The 17,640-nt window shown below is 40.8% G+C and carries 17 protein-coding genes; 1 reads left to right on the forward strand and 16 read right to left on the reverse strand.

Annotated features, from left to right (window positions below):
* Positions 1 to 12 precede the first annotated feature (12 nt).
* The 14 genes from MHH23_RS12835 to MHH23_RS12900 are packed head-to-tail and all read right to left on the reverse strand — an operon-like array spanning position 13 to position 14,111.
* The gene (locus MHH23_RS12835) at positions 13 to 1,206 is read right to left on the reverse strand and encodes an acyl-CoA dehydrogenase family protein (RefSeq protein WP_340959613.1); all 1,194 of its coding nucleotides are present in this window, start codon (positions 1,204 to 1,206) and stop codon (positions 13 to 15) included.
* A complete protein-coding gene (locus MHH23_RS12840; protein WP_058337323.1) occupies positions 1,172 to 2,482 on the reverse strand; it encodes a hypothetical protein in 1,311 nt (436 codons plus the stop codon). Before MHH23_RS12840 ends, MHH23_RS12835 begins: the two co-directional genes overlap by 35 nt.
* Positions 2,469 to 3,725 (reverse strand): ATP-grasp domain-containing protein, encoded by a 1,257-nt coding sequence (locus MHH23_RS12845; protein ID WP_340959615.1) that lies wholly within the window; start codon positions 3,723 to 3,725, stop codon positions 2,469 to 2,471. The genes MHH23_RS12840 and MHH23_RS12845 overlap by 14 nt, the downstream gene beginning before the upstream one ends.
* 4 nt (positions 3,726 to 3,729) lie before the next feature.
* A complete protein-coding gene (locus MHH23_RS12850) occupies positions 3,730 to 4,860 on the reverse strand; it encodes a nucleotidyltransferase family protein (protein WP_041507277.1) in 1,131 nt (376 codons plus the stop codon).
* A complete protein-coding gene (locus tag MHH23_RS12855) occupies positions 4,847 to 5,983 on the reverse strand; it encodes an aminoacyl--tRNA ligase-related protein (protein ID WP_058337325.1) in 1,137 nt (378 codons plus the stop codon). The genes MHH23_RS12850 and MHH23_RS12855 overlap by 14 nt, the downstream gene beginning before the upstream one ends.
* The gene (locus MHH23_RS12860; RefSeq protein ID WP_340959618.1) at positions 5,984 to 6,835 is read right to left on the reverse strand and encodes an HAD hydrolase family protein; all 852 of its coding nucleotides are present in this window, start codon (positions 6,833 to 6,835) and stop codon (positions 5,984 to 5,986) included.
* A 3-nt stretch (positions 6,836 to 6,838) separates the two neighbouring features.
* Entirely contained in the window at positions 6,839 to 7,921 is a 1,083-nt protein-coding gene (locus MHH23_RS12865) for an inositol-3-phosphate synthase (protein WP_340959620.1), read from the reverse strand.
* A 24-nt stretch (positions 7,922 to 7,945) separates the two neighbouring features.
* Positions 7,946 to 8,752, reverse strand: a complete 807-nt coding sequence (locus MHH23_RS12870) for a histidinol-phosphatase (protein WP_212360349.1) — start codon at positions 8,750 to 8,752, stop codon at positions 7,946 to 7,948.
* A 16-nt stretch (positions 8,753 to 8,768) separates the two neighbouring features.
* The gene (locus tag MHH23_RS12875) at positions 8,769 to 9,542 is read right to left on the reverse strand and encodes an SDR family NAD(P)-dependent oxidoreductase (protein ID WP_340959622.1); all 774 of its coding nucleotides are present in this window, start codon (positions 9,540 to 9,542) and stop codon (positions 8,769 to 8,771) included.
* Between the two features lie 14 nt (positions 9,543 to 9,556).
* Positions 9,557 to 10,285, reverse strand: a complete 729-nt coding sequence (locus MHH23_RS12880; protein WP_041507281.1) for an SDR family NAD(P)-dependent oxidoreductase — start codon at positions 10,283 to 10,285, stop codon at positions 9,557 to 9,559.
* Positions 10,282 to 11,271 carry a phosphotransferase enzyme family protein gene (locus tag MHH23_RS12885; RefSeq protein WP_340959623.1) on the reverse strand — a complete coding sequence of 330 codons (990 nt, stop codon included), beginning with the start codon at positions 11,269 to 11,271 and terminating at the stop codon, positions 10,282 to 10,284. The genes MHH23_RS12880 and MHH23_RS12885 overlap by 4 nt, the downstream gene beginning before the upstream one ends.
* Before the next feature lie 4 nt (positions 11,272 to 11,275).
* Positions 11,276 to 11,827 carry an AAA family ATPase gene (locus tag MHH23_RS12890; RefSeq protein WP_327862084.1) on the reverse strand — a complete coding sequence of 184 codons (552 nt, stop codon included), beginning with the start codon at positions 11,825 to 11,827 and terminating at the stop codon, positions 11,276 to 11,278.
* Positions 11,828 to 11,841: 14 nt separating this feature from the next.
* Positions 11,842 to 12,876 (reverse strand): hypothetical protein, encoded by a 1,035-nt coding sequence (locus tag MHH23_RS12895; RefSeq protein ID WP_327862085.1) that lies wholly within the window; start codon positions 12,874 to 12,876, stop codon positions 11,842 to 11,844.
* Between the two features lie 5 nt (positions 12,877 to 12,881).
* Complete coding sequence (locus MHH23_RS12900; protein ID WP_327862086.1) at positions 12,882 to 14,111, reverse strand: methionine adenosyltransferase; 1,230 nt, start codon at positions 14,109 to 14,111, stop codon at positions 12,882 to 12,884.
* A gap of 91 nt (positions 14,112 to 14,202) precedes the next feature.
* On the opposite strand from MHH23_RS12900, the gene MHH23_RS12905 reads away from it, so the two are divergent.
* Positions 14,203 to 15,303, forward strand: coding sequence for a serine hydrolase domain-containing protein (locus MHH23_RS12905; protein WP_340959624.1), 1,101 nt, complete (start codon positions 14,203 to 14,205; stop codon positions 15,301 to 15,303).
* Here the strand turns inward: MHH23_RS12905 and MHH23_RS12910 are convergent.
* Together MHH23_RS12910 and MHH23_RS12915 are read right to left on the reverse strand one after the other, a co-directional pair.
* Positions 15,300 to 16,469 carry a hypothetical protein gene (locus MHH23_RS12910; RefSeq protein WP_268362998.1) on the reverse strand — a complete coding sequence of 390 codons (1,170 nt, stop codon included), beginning with the start codon at positions 16,467 to 16,469 and terminating at the stop codon, positions 15,300 to 15,302. The two genes, MHH23_RS12905 and MHH23_RS12910, sit on opposite strands and share 4 nt — an antisense overlap.
* Before the next feature lie 23 nt (positions 16,470 to 16,492).
* Positions 16,493 to 17,638: a nucleotidyltransferase domain-containing protein gene (locus tag MHH23_RS12915; protein WP_340959625.1), complete on the reverse strand. Its 1,146-nt coding sequence runs from the start codon at positions 17,636 to 17,638 to the stop codon at positions 16,493 to 16,495.
* Positions 17,639 to 17,640: the final 2 nt, after the last annotated feature.

The following is a 17,640-nucleotide window of genomic DNA, read 5'->3' on the forward strand; positions in this document are numbered from 1 at the left end:
TTTTTTAAGCCATTATACCCAGCGATTTTTTAACGGGATAATCCCCAGCTCTTTTTTCGCAATCACTTCTTTTAATACATCTTCTGAAGGTGGATGAAATTTTGCCGCTTTCACATCTCGGCTTAAGCGCTCAAGCAAAGATCCTTGCTGTAATGAAGAAAAACCCTCGACCTGAAAAGCCAGTTCCACGATTTCTTCTGCCGCCTGCGTCACAAAGTGTTTAGTAATCAGCGTCTTCGTATACAACTCACTCGAGTAATGAGTTTGTTTCTTTTCTCGATCTGCTTGCTGGGCACAGGCCATGAGCTGAGAATGTGCAACATCTAATTTCATTTTCATATCTGCAATACGAAATTGTTGACCTGGTAAAAAGGCTGATTTTTTCTTAGAAATTCGATCATTCCTTTTATATGCCATACCGAGGGCATGTTCATATGCTGCCTTTGCAATCCCGTAATAAACAGCGGTAACAGCTAAACGAAACCAATAGATTAAATGTTCAGTATCTTCTATTGCGTAGCCTTCCCGCCCGATGAGCTGATGATCGGGTATAAACACTTGATCAAAATGAATGTGATGACTCATCGATGCTCTCATTCCCGAATAATTCCACGATTCCTCCACCGCAGCACCTTCACTCGGTAATGTCATTAAAAGCGCCGTCATTCCATATTGAGATGTACATGACGACGGGGCATACTCACAATAGATTGGCAAATATTTAATGCGCGGTGCACCTGTCACAGTAAACTTAGTTCCACTCACAAGATATCCGCCATCTGTTTTTTCGGCGGTGATGGTTGGAATTCCCTCCATTTGCTTTCGCTGATAAATAAAAATCACATTCGGGTCGCTGACAGAAGCGATGAACTCTCCTGAATGCCGAATATCGTCAAATACCGAAGCCTGCTGCTCACTTGTCAGCACTTCAGAAAATGCGCCGAGCGAATAGTAATGCATTGCCATAATGAGGCCTGTTGACGCACACCCTTTAGATATGTGTGACAACAAGGTGATCGTTTCTTCAAATCCATATCCAAGACCTCCGTCTTGTTTCGGCATATTGGCGACATGTAATCCACAATCAATCAGCTCGTCTAGATTCTGATGCGGGAACCGAGATTCGGCATCCAGCTGCCCTGCTCTTTCTGAAAATTGGTGAATGAGACGATCAATCGTTTCTTGTCGAAGCTCTGTCAGTTTCATTTCCACCCCTCCTTTGTCTAAAGAATGATCTATTTTGTTTCAATAAGAGATCTTCCGGGGTCCCTCTATCTCGCACAACATAATCGTTCCCCTCAAACAACAGTAGCTCAAGCGGAGAAGAATGACCTAAAAATAAGGTAGGGCTGTAGCTCAGTCCATATGCACCAGATTTCTCAATACAAAGAAGATCCCCTACTTCCCCTTGCGGAAGCTCCACCTGCCTGCCAATTAAGTCTTCTGGTGTACAAAGCGGACCAACAATTGATTGTTTCACTACGTCTGCGGTGTTGCTGGAATGTTTAATAAGCCGCATAGGGTAATTATTGCGGAGCAGTCTGCCTCTAAACGTCATCGCTTGATGATGATGCATCCCGCCATCTGCTATTAAAAACGGCTGCCCTTTTGATTCTTTTACATATTGTATGGTTGTTAAATAAACACCACATTCTGCTAAAAGAAATCTCCCCATTTCGATAATAAACCTCGGAAATTCAAGCTCAGTTTCATATGATCTAATCAAATCCGCTACGTGTTGAAATAGCCTTTCAGCATGAAGCGGGGTTTCATGCTGAAAATACGGAATGCCAAAACCGCCACCTAAATCAACCATCTGGCATGTTCGTCCATATTCATTCTTGATTCGAACAGCTGTGTTAAGTGTGTATTCAAACGATGATAAAAGCGATGTTTCATCAAGAACTTGAGTCCCCAGATACATATGGATCCCTTTAAATAGCAGCGAATGATCATACTTCTGAAACAGATCAAATACATCATTCAGTTTAGATTCATCTATTCCAAACGGACTTGGAACTCCGCCCATTTTTATTTTGGCTCGTGATTCAATTGATTCTGGATTGATCCGAATGCCTACTGATGCCTGCTTGTCTTGACGTTTTGCAGACTCAGCGATGTAGGTCAGTTCTTCCTTAGATTCGGCGATAATACAATAGATCTCATGCTGAACAGCGGTATCAATCTCTTCCTTCTGCTTACCCGGTCCAGAAAAAATGATTTGCTGCGGTGAATAACCTGCTTTTATCGCCATGAAAAGCTCTCCTTCAGAAGCCACTTCTATACCAGCACCAAAAGACCGTAACAATGATGCAATCGAGACATTTCCATTGGACTTAAATGAAAAGAACACCTCAGCTGTTTGATGGAGCCATGATGTAATGTGCTCATAGTGCTCTTTCAATGCATCTCCATCGTATACATACATCGGCGTCCCATAACGATTCGCTTTCTCTAAGAGCGTAAAGTCATTTTCCAGCACTACTCCTCCTCCTTTCTGATGAAAATTCCATCTCATCAAACATTGTCAGCATATGAATCTGCTTGTCCTTCTTCATATGGTAAAACAAGATAAACAATCGATAGTGCCACGTATCATCAGATCTCGTCTTACCAAAAGTATAAATAAAGAACCCGCCATCTTCTCCCGGATTGAGTGCTTCTGTTACCTCCGTTAGGACATCTTCAAATGGCAGGTCAGTGCGGCATGAGAATCGTTTAAAGCGGCTTTCGATATATTCGTAGGTTGAAAAAAAACGACAAATCAGTGGGAGTAAATAAGTGACCTGTGTGAACCGGGCATTTATTTCAATGATCGGTATGAGCTGTTCATTTTCATCAATAATTGAATCGACACCAACCACACCACGATACCCTTCATCATAAAGAAGCTCTATGATTCGATGCATGCTTGCTTCGTATTCACGTTTTTTGTCCAATTCATACACAGGCGCAAAATCCGTCCCTAAGTAAATGCCGTCCTCATTAATTTTCTGCTCTGTAATGGAGAGTAAGTGTGACCCCTTCTCTTGAATGAGCAATTGGGCATTTAAGGACCGTTTAATCGGATGCCATCCCTCTAAGAGTAAATCCGTTTCGATATTCCTTCTTTCAATAAAGGTCAGCAGCTGCATAAATTCTCGGTCACTTTTTAAAATACGCAGCCCCTTCCCAGATGATCCATAAGGTATTTTCAGAACCATTTTGGAGAAATTCTTCGCCTTTAATTCTTCATACGTCTGTTTTAATTCGTCAGTATGATGACAGATAGCGCCGCACGTGACGTTAAACAGATGTTCTTCTGCCCATCTTCTAGTAGAAATCTTATGATTGAACCGCTTTACGAGTGTAGCATTTGAGCCGTATATCGTTCTTTTTTCAATCAATGCTTCTTTTTCAAGTGATTCATCTAAAAGATACGGTACAATCAGTCCATTTAATTTAAATGCTTGGTCTAGTTGAGTCATATGCGGAAGCTGGACACCTTGATTTTCCAAATAGGCTAAAAAAGCTTTATCAGGCTGATGATGCAAGATGACATGATGCTCTTTAGATGCAATCAAAAGCAGTTGTTGTTCTTGCTGAAGAACCAGTTCATTTTGAACATGGTCTGTCATGACTGGTAAAGCTCTTGTTTGATCCCAGCTTTGTTCTTGATTCATATTCCCATACCAAATCACGTCATTTCTTCCCTTAAAATCAAATAGCGATGCCGGATCTTTCATGACACTACTCCTTATGCACAGAATGCTTGTTGATATCTAAAGATCGATTAATATGAAAGAATCGTTTACGAATTGGTTGATTCCAAGTATGAACGACATCATTTGCATCCAGCACTTCGGATAAATAAGTAAGCGATTCAGGCTGAAGTGCATCCATGACAAGTTCAGGAATCGTTTGAGGAAAGACCTCATTCACATAATGAAAAGCAAAATAGACCATCTTTTCAAAGCCATACGCTTTCGTCTGGCGGACAAACAAATCCACATCGAGTAGGTCTTCCTTCATAAACATGCCATATATATCTAGCAGTTTATAAAGCAGTAAGTCTTTCATTGACTCCACTTCATTTAAATAAATCGCTTCTTTATAAAAATGAATACAGAGGAAAAGAAGCATATCCTCTTCTTTTAAAGACCATACAAGGTGCTCGTCAACAGACGTTTGAATTCGTCTAGACAGCATTTCTTTGACGATTGAATCCGTTCGGTTCCCTGTCATGAGGTCAACTGAAAACTGAACATCAATTTTATGACAATCAATAAAGCGGCAATCTGGTGTAGGTTTCATATAGGTGTAGGTTTGATGTGAGTTCATGATGAGGTAAAGGATGTCTTTGCGTTTGGCAGGTGTGACTGTCTCCGTTTCATAGTTCCAAGAACCTTGAATATAGCCTAATTCGTTTAATACGTGTCCAGTTTCTTGCAGCTGATCTTGTGAGATAAAGAGATCGTTGTCCCCAAATAAGCGAAGCCCAACATCACCGTATGCCCACTGGCCAATCACACTTCCTTTTACAATGGCATATTCAATTCCTTTTTGATCAAGTGCTTGAAATAACTGATCATTTAACTTGATATTGTCTCGAGCCGTTTCTAGTTGACCCTTATACATAATCTCTAATGACTTTAAAAAATAAGTCGCTTTAAACTCTTTTCTTAAATGAATGGCATAACGTTTAATATTCTTCCACGCAATTCCTGCTGTCCGGTGAACATGCAGCATTCCGAGAATGACATTCCAGTCTTGCTGCTTATACAAAAGCTCCTGCATCTCTTCAATTTGACTCGCTTTTAAAAAAGGAGTGGATAAAGTGAGAGCTGTATGTTCTTCTTGAGTCAGATTACTTTGCAGCATAGCGCTCCTCCTTTAAATGAAGCATGTCTTTCGGCCAATCCTTTCGATTTCGACCGTATGTTTGTAAAAACACTTGAACCCAACGATCGATCCCAAATGCCGCACAACCTGAATAAAGCGGCAGACCATCTTCTCCGCTAATATGGAACCTTTCACAAAGCATCTCTCCGCAGTCGTTAAAAGAAGCGATTGAAACGTCTTTCTTTTCTGTCACAGCGACTAATTCATATTTGCTATTAGCCATTAATTGATAATTCGCTTTATCTATATCATCATAAAAGAAAAAAGGGTCATTTGCGGTCGTGACCTTTCCACTTAGACCAAGTTGATGAAAGCATTCCCATGTGTTCTCAAGGAGTGTTTTTCTCGTTTCATTGATAAATTCTTGATGACCAATAAAGACAATTTCGCGCATACTAAATTCTATTTTCCTGAGAGGGTCCACTTTCCAAGAGATTTCATGTCTAAAACATTGCCCCGCTGCTGTCATCATGTGATTGTCTGTATACGTCTTCCCTTCCCATTCCTCATAGCAGTGATAACAAATACACGGCTGTAAAAAACGGCCTGCCTGCTGGAAGTGTTCAGGCTGAAAACCATGATGCTTTTCTCGAATATCATCAATGATTTGATAATCATGAGGGATCTCAAAAACAGAATAAATATTTTGTGGAAAATTCGTATGATACTTACATTTTTCCATTAAATCTTTACTGATCGTCGAAGGGTATCGCCTTACTTTCGCTCCAAGTGAAATCCCTATATTTAAAAATAATTGATCAAAGTAGTTTGAAAGTTCCAATTCAACTTCATCATAGAAAGTTCTTTTCTGATCTTCCTCGCTTAGTTTCGAATGAACAGGCTCACTAGATAAATGAATATTTGATTTTATTTCTTTTTCACGAAATCTCCGCAGCTGTGCGATATTTGACGATAGATTCGAAAACGCAGTTGATATTGCCTCTTTGTCTCCCATTTTATCTACGGTTACTTCAATCATAGATTCCTCTTCGTTAAGAGCCACGTGCACAATATGAGCAGATAGAAATGAAACTCTTTCCATAAAATCCGATATCATTGTATCTTCTAATGCTTCTGGTAAAGGCAGTTGAAGGGTCCTCAACTAAATACCTCCCTTTTCATTGATAACGTGCGGCGTTTCAAATGATTGTAAAACTTTAAATAGATAATCAGAAATAGGCTCCTGTAAATGAACATCACTTAACTCAATCGCCGACGGATGACTATCTTGAACGGCTAGCCCCCACTTGGCCTTCTTCAGCATCAGCCTGTCATTATGACCATTTCCAAAGGCAATCACACGATCTAAATCTCTTTCTCCAAAACAATCGTATAAATAGTGCTCAAGCATGTCTGCCTTACAAATCCCTTTTGGAGATATGACTTGAGCATTTAAAAACTGGGCATCTGCTACGTCGCAATGACAATTTTTTAATTGTTGAGCAAGATCCACTTTTTCTTTTGGTAAAATAAATAGTTTAGTTACATGGTCAAAGCTAAATTCTTTCTTGTGACCAACCTCTATTTTTTCTCGTGGAAAGCTATATAGCATGCAGTATTTCAACTTAGCGCTTTTACTTGATGCCACGTGCTTCCCATGAGATTCCATGACAAATTCAGCTTTTCCATCAAGTGATGTGATGATCTGTTGGCATAAAGCTGCATCTACATACCGCTTCACCTCAAATGTTTTCTTTTCATGATGACAAATGACATTCCCATCATTCAGCAAAACATCATGATGAAATAAGGCGAGTAGAGATCGATCTAAATCCAGAGAGAAGAAAGAATCATAGGTTCTTCCTGTCACAATAATGGGTATAATGCCTCTTTGGCGCAGCATGTTCACTGCGCCATGGACATCACCAATAAGCTCGCCTCTGTCATCAATTAATGTTCCATCCAAGTCAAAAGCGGCAAATTTTATCTTGCGAAGATTGAGTTCCGCTTCCACTGGTTACACCTTTTTCAGCTCAGCATTTGCCACATATTCATTGAACAGACGTAATGATTCTGAATCGACTTGTCCAACTGGTGGACTCTTAAATAAGAATGGGCAGACGTCATGTATGACACCGCTATGATTCATATCTTTAGCTGCTTTTGCAATACGTATCGCATTCGCAATGACACCAGCTGAATTCGGACTATCCTCTACTTGTAAACGAATTTCAAGTGAAATGTCAGAATCTAAAACCGAATTCCCTTCTAATCGCAAGAAGCAGACTTTATGATCCCCTAAGTAGCTGACATAACCATTTGGACCTGCTGCCACTTCACTGGCATCAATCCCCGAAGCGAACAATGCTTTTCTCTTCGATTTTTGCTTACTCGTTGATCTCATAGGGTTGGCTAGGTTTAAAAAGTCCGTATTCCCTCCAACATTTAGTTGGTACGTATTGGTGATATCAATCCCGCGGGATTTTAATAGTTCAATTAAGGCTGTATGCAGTGTGGTTGCACCTAAGTGACTTCTTAAATCGTCTCCAAGGAGCGGGGTCTCCGACTCTTCAAACATTTTGACAAACTCAGGATCATTTGCCACCGGTTCAGGTGTCGCATTAATAAAGGCTGTTTGAGCGTGTGCACACGCCTCTGCGTACACACGAACTGCTTCAAACGAACCTGTTGGTAAGAAGCAGACGAGTACATCTGCCTGAACATCTTTTAACCTTTGCGTTATTTCATGTGTTTTCATATTCAGTGAATGTTCATGTGGTTGAATGCAGTTGGACAAATCTCCTTCAAGTCCATCACATAAAGGACCTGCTTCGACGGTTACTTGGAAAAACGGAACATCGATATGTTTCACTGCAGCTGTTGGTTTAGTAAAAATGGCCTCAGATAAGTCTTTTCCGACTTTATTTTGATCTACTTCAAAAGCGGCAACAAATTCGACATCAGATAACTGATAGCCTCCAATGACTTCATGCATAACGCCAGAGAGCGTATCCTTCTTTTCCTTAGCCAACTCAACAAATTGAACGATACTTGACGCACATGATCCTACTCCTGCAATTGCTACACGAACTTTTGTCATTTTCATAACCCCTTTTTTATGAATTTATAGAGCCAATTTTCGCTTTTGACGAGATTGAAAAATACACCATTCCTGGTAACCTAATTCCTTTAGCGTTTGTTTCACTTTCAGCCAATCATCTGCCACGCGGGCGGGCTGATGAGCATCTGAGCCAAACGTGACTTCCACACCATAAAATTTGGCTCGCTCTAATAGATCCATTGATGGATACCAGCCGCCGCAGTCTTTTGTTTTGCCAGAGGTATTCACTTCAATCACAGAACCACTCTCCGCAATGACTTTTAGTGCATCATCGACAGCTTCTGTTTTGAGATGAGCAATTTCTGGATAAAAACCTTTTAAGGCGTCAATATGCCCTAAAACGTCGAACATTTGACTCTCAGCAGACATCTTAATCAACTGGTAATACGTCTCTTTTTCAATGATGGCTTGTTGCTCTGTGATTCGTTCCCAGCGTTTCCGATTGAATAGATCGTATCCATTACTGACATGAACCGAGCCAATGATATAATCAAATGGATAATGTCGATACACGTCTCGGTAGAGGGCTTCGTGTTCTGGAAAATAATCAGATTCAACACCTAAAAGCACGTGAATTTTCCCCTCATATTCCTTTTTCAATTGCAGGACTTCCTCTACATATGATTGAAATTCACTCTTCGCCATCGCTACCCATGGTTTAAAATGATCAGCCTCTTCACCAAAAAACGGGGAGTGATCCGATATTCCGATACATTCTAGACCTAGTTTGACAGCCTCATCGATATATTCTCTGATGTTTCCCTCCGCATGACCACAGCGCTGATGATGTGTGTGCAGATCAAATTTCATCAAAATGTTTACTCCTCTACATGGCAGTATAGCCGCCGTCAACCATTAGATTTTCTCCTGTGATAAAACTTGCTTCATCAGAGAGAAGAAAGATGACAGCAGATGCGATCTCTTCTGGATCAGCTGTTCGTTTTAACATGTGCATCCCTCCAATATCAGGGTGCTGATTTGCTTGCTCTCTTGTCAACCCAAGTTCTTCCAAGTGAAATCGTTCGTTATTTTTGTTCCACACCGTACCGGGATTCACTGCATTCACACGAATACCTGCATCTGCCAAATCCATTGCCATGCATCGCGTCATATTCACGACGGCTGCTTTTGTCGCATTGTATGTTAAATATTTCGGCTGGGCAATATGACCTGAAATGGAGGCAATATTTACAATGGATCCTTGTCCTATTTTCTCCATGTAAGGTGACGTGTGTTTGACACATAGGGCTTGCCCCATAATATTTAAGTCCATGATGCGCCGCCATTCTTCAACAGTAGCTTCAAGGCCACGCATGATAAAAACGGCTGCACAATTCACAAGCATGTCAATTTTCCCAAAATGATCGACTGTTCTTTCTACCATTGAGACAATGGCTGCCTCATCAGCAATATCAGCTTCTATAAACAACACATCATATCCAATTTCTTTGAGCCTTTTTTCTGCTGCTAATCCGTAATCTACATGGTGATCAGCAATGACGACTTGCGCACCTTCTTGTGCTGCTCGTTCTGCGACCGCATATCCAATCCCCTGCGCCCCGCCTGTCACAATCACTGTCTTTTCTTTCATCCCTCGCATGTAGCTGCCTCCTCTTACCACTGAAGTCTTTTACCGTCTCTTAGTAGCTCTCCTGTTGGTCCATCTCGGGGGAGCTGTGCCGCCCATACGATTCCTGATGCACCTTCCTGAACAGTTTTAACAGCCTCTGATGTCCCCATGTCCGTTTGTACCCAGCCAGGACAAACCGCATTCGCAAGAATAGAAAATGGCGCCCCCTCTAAAGCCGTGACTTTTGTCAGAACGTGCAAAGCCGCTTTTGACATCCTGTAGTAAGGACCGCTTTTTCCGTCACGCCTAACATCGTTTGAAGCGGAGATGGCGGAGAGCCTTCCCATGCCGCTAGATACATTGACGATTCGTCCATATCCAGCCTCTTTCATGTAAGGGAAAACCGCCTTGGTCATTCTGGCTGCGCCATACACATTGACATTCATCGTTTCTTGAAGTGTCGATACAGGAAGATCTAAAAAAGATGGAAAGGCGTCATCCATTATGTTGTCAAGAAAGACTCCCGCATTATTAATCAGCACATCCACTCTTCCGTACGAATCCTTTATAAAAGCCGAGAGACGTTCAACCGACTCTTCGTTTGTCACATCCAGCTGGTAAGGCACAACCTGCTCATTTATATCAGAAGCAGCTAATTCAGCATTTTCAATCTGCCGCGCTGTTAAAATGACAAGCATGCCATCTTGTGCAAGCTGTCTGCACACTTCTTTTCCAATGCCTCTATTTCCACCAGTGACAACAGCAACCTTCATATCCTCATCTCCTTTTGGAGATACCATTCTTCTTTCAGCTGGCTTGATGCGGATTCTAGTGCTTCCAAGGACCAATCAATATACCAGTTCAATAAGTGAGGTGTGTAAGTATGCAGAAGTGTTAAATACCGCCCTGTCGGAATATATAAAAGTCTGATAAAACCAGATATAGAACGCCACTCGTTTTCAGATAAGTCATTGGCATATGCCTTTAAAAATTGAATCGTTTTCACAATGTCTAGTTGAAATGTTCCCCGCTTGACTCTCGTTAACAAAAAAGCAGATATGGCTGCATCATAAATTCGTGGTCTATAACCTGCTGTATCAAAATCAAGAACCATGGCGAGCTTCTTATGACGGATGAGCAGGTTGCCAGAATGAAAATCACCATGTGTGACAGCATGTGGTAATGCCTCATACAGACTAGGATTTAGCAGCGTGAGTACATTCATCAGCTCCTGTTCATACACTTTAAGCAAAGAAGCAGCCTTTTTAGAAGAAACGACTTTCTTTAATACACTTGCCGTCTTATCCAGTGTTTCGTCCGGTGAAGTTATCCAGTTTTTCAATTCACAGTTTGGGTTTACAGGCCCTTTCGGTAAGTTCTTTAATGAATGAAGTTGTCTTAATACCCGAATGGCTTCTTGTTCATCTGAACGATTTCCCATTTCATATGGCCTTCCTTCAAAATAGGGCCGCAACTGCCAAAAATGTTCTTTGAATAAAATGGTTTTACGACCGTTCTCTGCCTCTATCATTGGTTGAATCGGGAAACCATGATCAAGCAAAGCATCTGTTAAATCTTCTAAATATTGAAGCCACTTTGCATCATGATTTCTCGCACATTTTTTTAGGACAAAACGGTTTTTAGCATCCTCTACAAGCCAGCCTTCATTAGGGCTTCTTCCGTTTAAAGGTGTTAAGCGGATTGGCTGTTCCGAAAACCAATATTTCAGGACATTATCAGCATCATCAGATTTCATCATGTCCTCACCCCTTTTTCTCAAGGTTTTTGATTTTCCTAAGTACCAGATCTGCTGCTTCCTGCTTGTCTATGCGCAGGCATTTCACACGTGATTCTTTTTTTAATTTATGAAAAAGCTTCTCGTTTTGATGGAGCACCTCTGGATACACATGAAAGGCATATGAGAAAAATTGGAGCGCATTACCTAGTCGCTCCTTATTTCCATTCCAAAGTTTTTCCCTTGTCATGAGCCGCTTGAACGTCCTTTTCATGAGACGGGGGAATGTCTTCCTTCTCTTCACATCAAGCCATATGATCGTATCAGCATATTCAGTCAAGATATGGTGAACAGATGAATATTGACCATCAATCACCCATTTCTTTTGTTTAACAACTTCATGGACGTTATCGATAAACAACTTCCGATCTGTTTTTTTCCAGTTCGCTTGCCAAAATAGGGCATCGAGCTCATAGTGAGGTAACATGAATTCCTGTTTCAAGTGATGGGCAAGGGTTGTTTTTCCAGATCCAGGTGGACCAACAATCCATATTCGCTGGCTAGCTCTTTCATTATTCAAGTGGTTCCCCCCTGTTACAGAACACGTTCATGCTTTTGAATGTCGTTTCTCACTTTTGTTAACAGATCTAATGATTCATCCCAATTGAGGTTTTCAGTTAATTCAAATACTGGTACTTCGCTTGAATGAATGGACACATCTTCACATAACAGATCTAGTGATTCCTCCGAAAAGCCATTTTTCTTTAACAACTGGCCAAAAAGTGTATGTGCGGGGGTCAGCCTTGTTTCAGGTGTACGAAAATAGTGAATCATTCCCGCCATTGCTTCTACAGGTCCTGGTGACAGGTGAATGCCATTAAATCGAGTACACACGTTCGTTAAACCAAACTGTTTTTGCTCCGACAGCAGCATGTGTTTAAAAGAACCTGCTTTTGCCTCTTTAGGGTCCGTTGCACCGATAAAATCTTCTCTTAACATCCTCATAGGCTTCTTTGAAAAACATTCCATGACGATAATAGACTTTGCAGGTGCAGTGAACCACTCAATTTGACAAGGGTGGAATGAATTGAGCAGAAGCATCTGTTCTCCATCCACCTCGGCCTTTATGGCGTATGTGCCTGCACCTAGCTTGTCCACCTTCATGTTCCGTGTAAGAAGCTCTAAACCATATGGCGTAAGCTCTTCGTACTTTTGTAAAAATTGATGGCCTCCATATATGAAATGTTCCTTCTGTTTAAACTCTGGATATTTAAAGAACAGCATCTTTTTTGCCGTATCTGACAATTCACTCAGACCGTTTTTAGAGATTTTGTTCAGCATCCCATATTGTTTTTCTATTATTTTCTTTTCTTTCAAATATAAGGATGATATAACGCGCACGGCTCCTATTTCTATATCATGATTATCTAAGCGTAGGAGAAGTTCATCTAGTATTCGATCAAGCTGTACACCTTTATGGATACTGGTTAATTCAGGCTTTAGCATCAATAGAAGATGATGTTGATTCAATTGTTGGTGTTTTTCAATTTCATATGGATGAATGGTCACTGCCATGGGTTCTTTTGTATGAATACATGCATGAACGGCATTAATGACTTTTTCTTTCATCCTTATTACCACATTGTCACGCCTTTAAAAATTAAATCTTTTGTCACATCGCCCATCGAATGAACCGCATTCATGACAATGTCTTCAATTCTCTTTCTATCCACTTCATTTCCATCCCACTGTTCAATACGGACGGCAATTTCATCAGGGTTGTGGAGCGGTGCTTCTTTTGAAGTAAAGATATGCACTTCTGTTGGCTTTTGAATGGTCTCAAAAATTTGATCTGCCAATCGTTGTGCGAGCACTCCATACAATTTCCCTGTATGATCAAGCGGGTTTTTACCAGCCGGCGCTTCAATACTCATAGACCGCATTGGGGTGATCAATCCATTTAATCGATTTCCTCTTCCAACAACACCTACATCGCCTGTATCTGCTACAGAACCAAGTGCTGTTAAGTACGGGCGACCATTGCGATCTGTTGCGTTCAGCATAAGATCAGGGGTAAGTCCTAACGTTTCATGAATATAGCGAGCGATTTGATCCTGACATTCTTTTTTACGGGAAAAATATTCCTCAAGACTATGAATATCTTTTGCTAGAAAAGGCATGTTTACTATGAGTTTGAAATCTTCATGACGTCTGCTTCCAAATATTTTCACATCCCAGCCGGTATCTGGGTTCACCTTTTTAAATTCTGGTCCATTCACATAACGCTCTGTATAGAGAACGAGTTTCTCAAGACGGCTTAACGGGGCATGAGCATGCAGTAAATTACAGTCATTTGAAACAAGCTTTGGATCCCCGATTTCGATCATGTCTGTTTCAACCATCGGACGATATCTTGAATTTTTACGGCCTGCCCCTTGATGATCAACAATCCGGCAATCAATGATGAGATGTTCGTCAGCATCAAATCCGGTCGTCACCTCTGATAACACATCTTTGGCTGCATCGAAAAGAATCTTTTTAAGAGGAATCGGCTCATCACCGTATGCATATGCCCCTTTTCCAGCAAACACAACTTGATAAGGTTTGACCATTGTTCCTTTTCCGTACGATACATCAGCATCTCCGCCAAGAAGCATCACTTTGTCAAACCAGTGGTGTGCTACTCTGCCGAAATGCTCCATGCAATATTGAGAATAATATTGAGAAGCTCTTTCTGCGATGGCGTCACACATCGTATCTGGATGCCCTACTCCTTTACGTTCTACAAGCTCATATGGAATTTGTTCGATATCCTGGCCATCACCTTTTAAAATATCAAGAATGGTTTTTTGAATTGTTTTCATTATCAATCGCCCGCTCTCTTTTAAAATATAAAAATATTGATCCTTTACCTTAAAACAACATGAAACATTTGGTAATATATATATATTCTGTATGAAAGAGGTGTCTATTTTGATCAATGAATCGATCCTACAACGCTTGCAAGATACAACCACTGATATTAAGAAGTTATTGAATCAACATCAAATTCCTGGCTGCTCTATTTGTATTTCTCATGAAGATAAGCACATTTGGTCGTGGCATGAGGGCCTAGCTGATATTGAAAGCGGCACCCCTGTTACAAAAGACACAACCTTTCGAATTGGTTCTGTGACTAAGCCTTTTACTGCAATGGTCATGATGAAAATACGAGAGGAAGGATTGATTCAACTCGATGAGCCTATTCATACTTACGAACCTTTACTATCTTTCATAAAAAGTCACATATCTGAACCAATTCCACTCACTTTTCGAATGATTGCCTCTCATATCTCAGGCCTGCCCAAAACACTCGATAAAGCAACTCATCTGCGAGATATGACATTAGCTCAGTGCATGGAAATACTGACTATTTTTACACCGCCTTGGTCTATCATCAATTATTCCAGTCTTGGCTATTCAATCTTAAGTAAAGTACTAGAAAAAGTGAGTCAACAGCCATTTAGAGAATTAGTGCATACCCACATACTAGAACCGCTCGATTTGCAGCAAACTGGATTTATTGAAACAGCATCCACAGCCAAAGGGTATACCCTTTCTTCCTCTGGTCTTTCCGGCATATCCTATCCAAGTGTCGAAACACCATCTTGGGAGGACGGTTCAAGCGGACTATTCTCTACAGCAGACGATTTGATTCGATTCATTCAAGCTCAATACGACGGAAACCGTCTGCTTCATCAGCATTCGCTAAAAGAAATGCAAAGCCCCGTTATGGTTGAAGAAGATTTCACTAGAGGTGTTGGTCTTTCATGGTTTTTGAGACCTTTTAACGGATTCACCTTAGCTGAACATAGCGGAGAAATTAAAGGCTTCACCTCCTATATTGGCTTCATTCCAAAGCGTAAATTAGGTGTTTGCATTCTCTTAAACTCTGACGAAAGGCTCGCTCGGCCGATTGCCGACATGCTCTTTCAAATCATGCTGCCAGCAGATCACGAACTGATGAAAAAGCGTGAAGACCGGCTCAAACGAATGTTTAGACAATCGTCTCTTTAAATGGAACTCACTTTTTTGTTTAATAAATCTGGAATCGCGTCCTGCAGATACCGCGGATCACCCTCTAAATAAAAACATGGCATATTGAATAAATGATGGATCAGCTCAGATGCCTTTTGTTCCAGAAAGGTATCTGACACATGCCGAAGGCCGAGCCAGCCTTTTAAATAGTCAGGATCTTCTGGTTCTCTTATATTGGCGACCATGATATCTTTTGCTCTCTGATCATCTTTTTTTACTGGTACAAGCCTGATCTCACCTGATCCTATTTTGAGTGAAGGGAAAATCACCATATTTACTTTCGTAGAGCTCCGAATCGTTGTTCCTGTCATGTCAGCAGCTTCTTTTGGTGTAATTTCAAACTTACAGCCGCTCGCCCATTTTTCTTTTGCCTCTTCCTCTGTTGATATGGTTTCATCCCATATTCTTTTATCTTGAGACCGGCTGAATTTTTTGTTTTTCAGTTCCTGTATATTTGTTGTGGCTTGGACGGTTCCTACTCCAAGTGCTAAGCACATCGGCCATCCATACACAGTAAGTTCCTGATCTTCAAGCACTGAAATGGAACGATCGTTTGTGATGAAATCTGCTCCTCCATGATGCAAAAACTGCCACATAGTGGTTGACTTCCCGGCACCTTTATCGCCAATAATGAGCGCTCCTTTTTGGCCATCTTCAAAAGAGACAGCCGCTGCATGCGTAAAGCATCCACCTTGGTTTTCTAATGTTCTAAGGGCAATTTCTCGAACGATTCGCAGTGGACAGCGTATCGCAGATTCATTATTGTTTTTTCCAATCACAGCATAACGCCCTTTAAAGACCGCCACACTGTGCGGCTCGTCACCTTCATGCGAGGCAAACAATACTTGATCGTCTAATTTCAATCGTTTGTAAGTAAACTTCCTTTTTGCTGTAATCGTTTCACCCTTTTGAAAGCACGCATTGCGAACGGACTGTTCAAGGTCAGGATCAATGATGAACCGTATATCAATCTGTGAAGGCATATCCCCCACATGGCTGTCTGGTTCTTTCGGGATATAATGTTCGATATCTTCAATTGCCAGCGATTCGGTTGATAAAATGTGAAAATGAATACCTGCAAACACAAATGATTTTTCAAAAGGAAAATCGTTCTTTGGCTTTTCAAAAAGCGCTTTTATCTCCATATAGAATCCTCCTCTTCATTTTGCTACTGCCTTTCAGGGAACAGCTGTACGACAGGCTCCTCTTCAAGCTCATCACGATTATCCAAGCTGAAAAAACGCTCAACAAAAGATTTCTTCCACATTTTCGAAGAACCGAAATCATTTTCTCCATAGGCTTCTAAGAACGTTTGGTCACTCATGTCTAACTGCTGCAATTGATCGATATAGTTCGTTTGATACAATAAATCTACAAACGTAAACGTGTAAAAAAGTGCTTTCTCGGCCCCTAATTCCTTCGCTCTTGCTTGCAAAGCATGCCAATCAAGTTGGTTTTGCTCTTCAGCAAACTTGACGTACTCCCTTACATCGCAAAACTTAATCAAATTGAGATCTGCATGTAAATAGACATACTGCACATTTGTTGCTTCCTTGTATAAATGGAAAGCAAGATGAATGAGAAAATCTAAAGGTTCAAGCATATAAGTATCCGTTTGCAAAAATGATTTTTCATTAGCAGCATCTAGCAAGGCATTTGTAGCGTCGTAGTTTTTTTTCAGCTCAACATCGTATGAAAAATCAACACGGTGAACCTTTAAAAAGTCTTCTCCGCTCCGTTTAATATGCGAATAAAGATTCCCAGCATTCATTCTCCACATCATTTCTTCTTCTCGAGAAATCGGTATTTCTTGATCGGTTGCCCAGTCATATTTCCCGATGATAAACCCTTCCTCCTTGAGCAATGAAGAAGCTCTTTTTCGATCATCTGGATGAATTAAGAAATCAATGTCTGACATCATTCGGAGTCCATAATCTTTGTAAACAAGAGGCGTTAAAATGGCTCCTTTAAGAGGGACTGCTTTCAGCTTTGCTTTTCGAAATGTTTGTAAAAGACGCTTTAATTCCTTGAATCTCTCCATATTTTTTTGGCGATTCCCGATATAATGATAATGAAGTAAAAATTTGTAGGTTGTCGTGATTTTTTTTTCATCATCAAGGCGAATCAAATGAGGCGTCATCAGTTGAAGTACCTTATGTCTTGATGCAAGTCCAATCAATTGAGGTACATCGATGCCGTCTTTTAATACATCTCTCATCAACTCTTCTTCTTTTTCATTTAATTGAATACGTGAGCCAAGTAATAGTAGCCTCTCTTCATTTGAGAGAGTGGATTGATCCAAAACAGCCCGCATGT

This window comes from Bacillus sp. FSL K6-3458 (genome assembly GCF_038005045.1).
GTDB classification, from domain to species: Bacteria; Bacillota; Bacilli; order Bacillales; family Bacillaceae; genus Bacillus; species Bacillus altitudinis.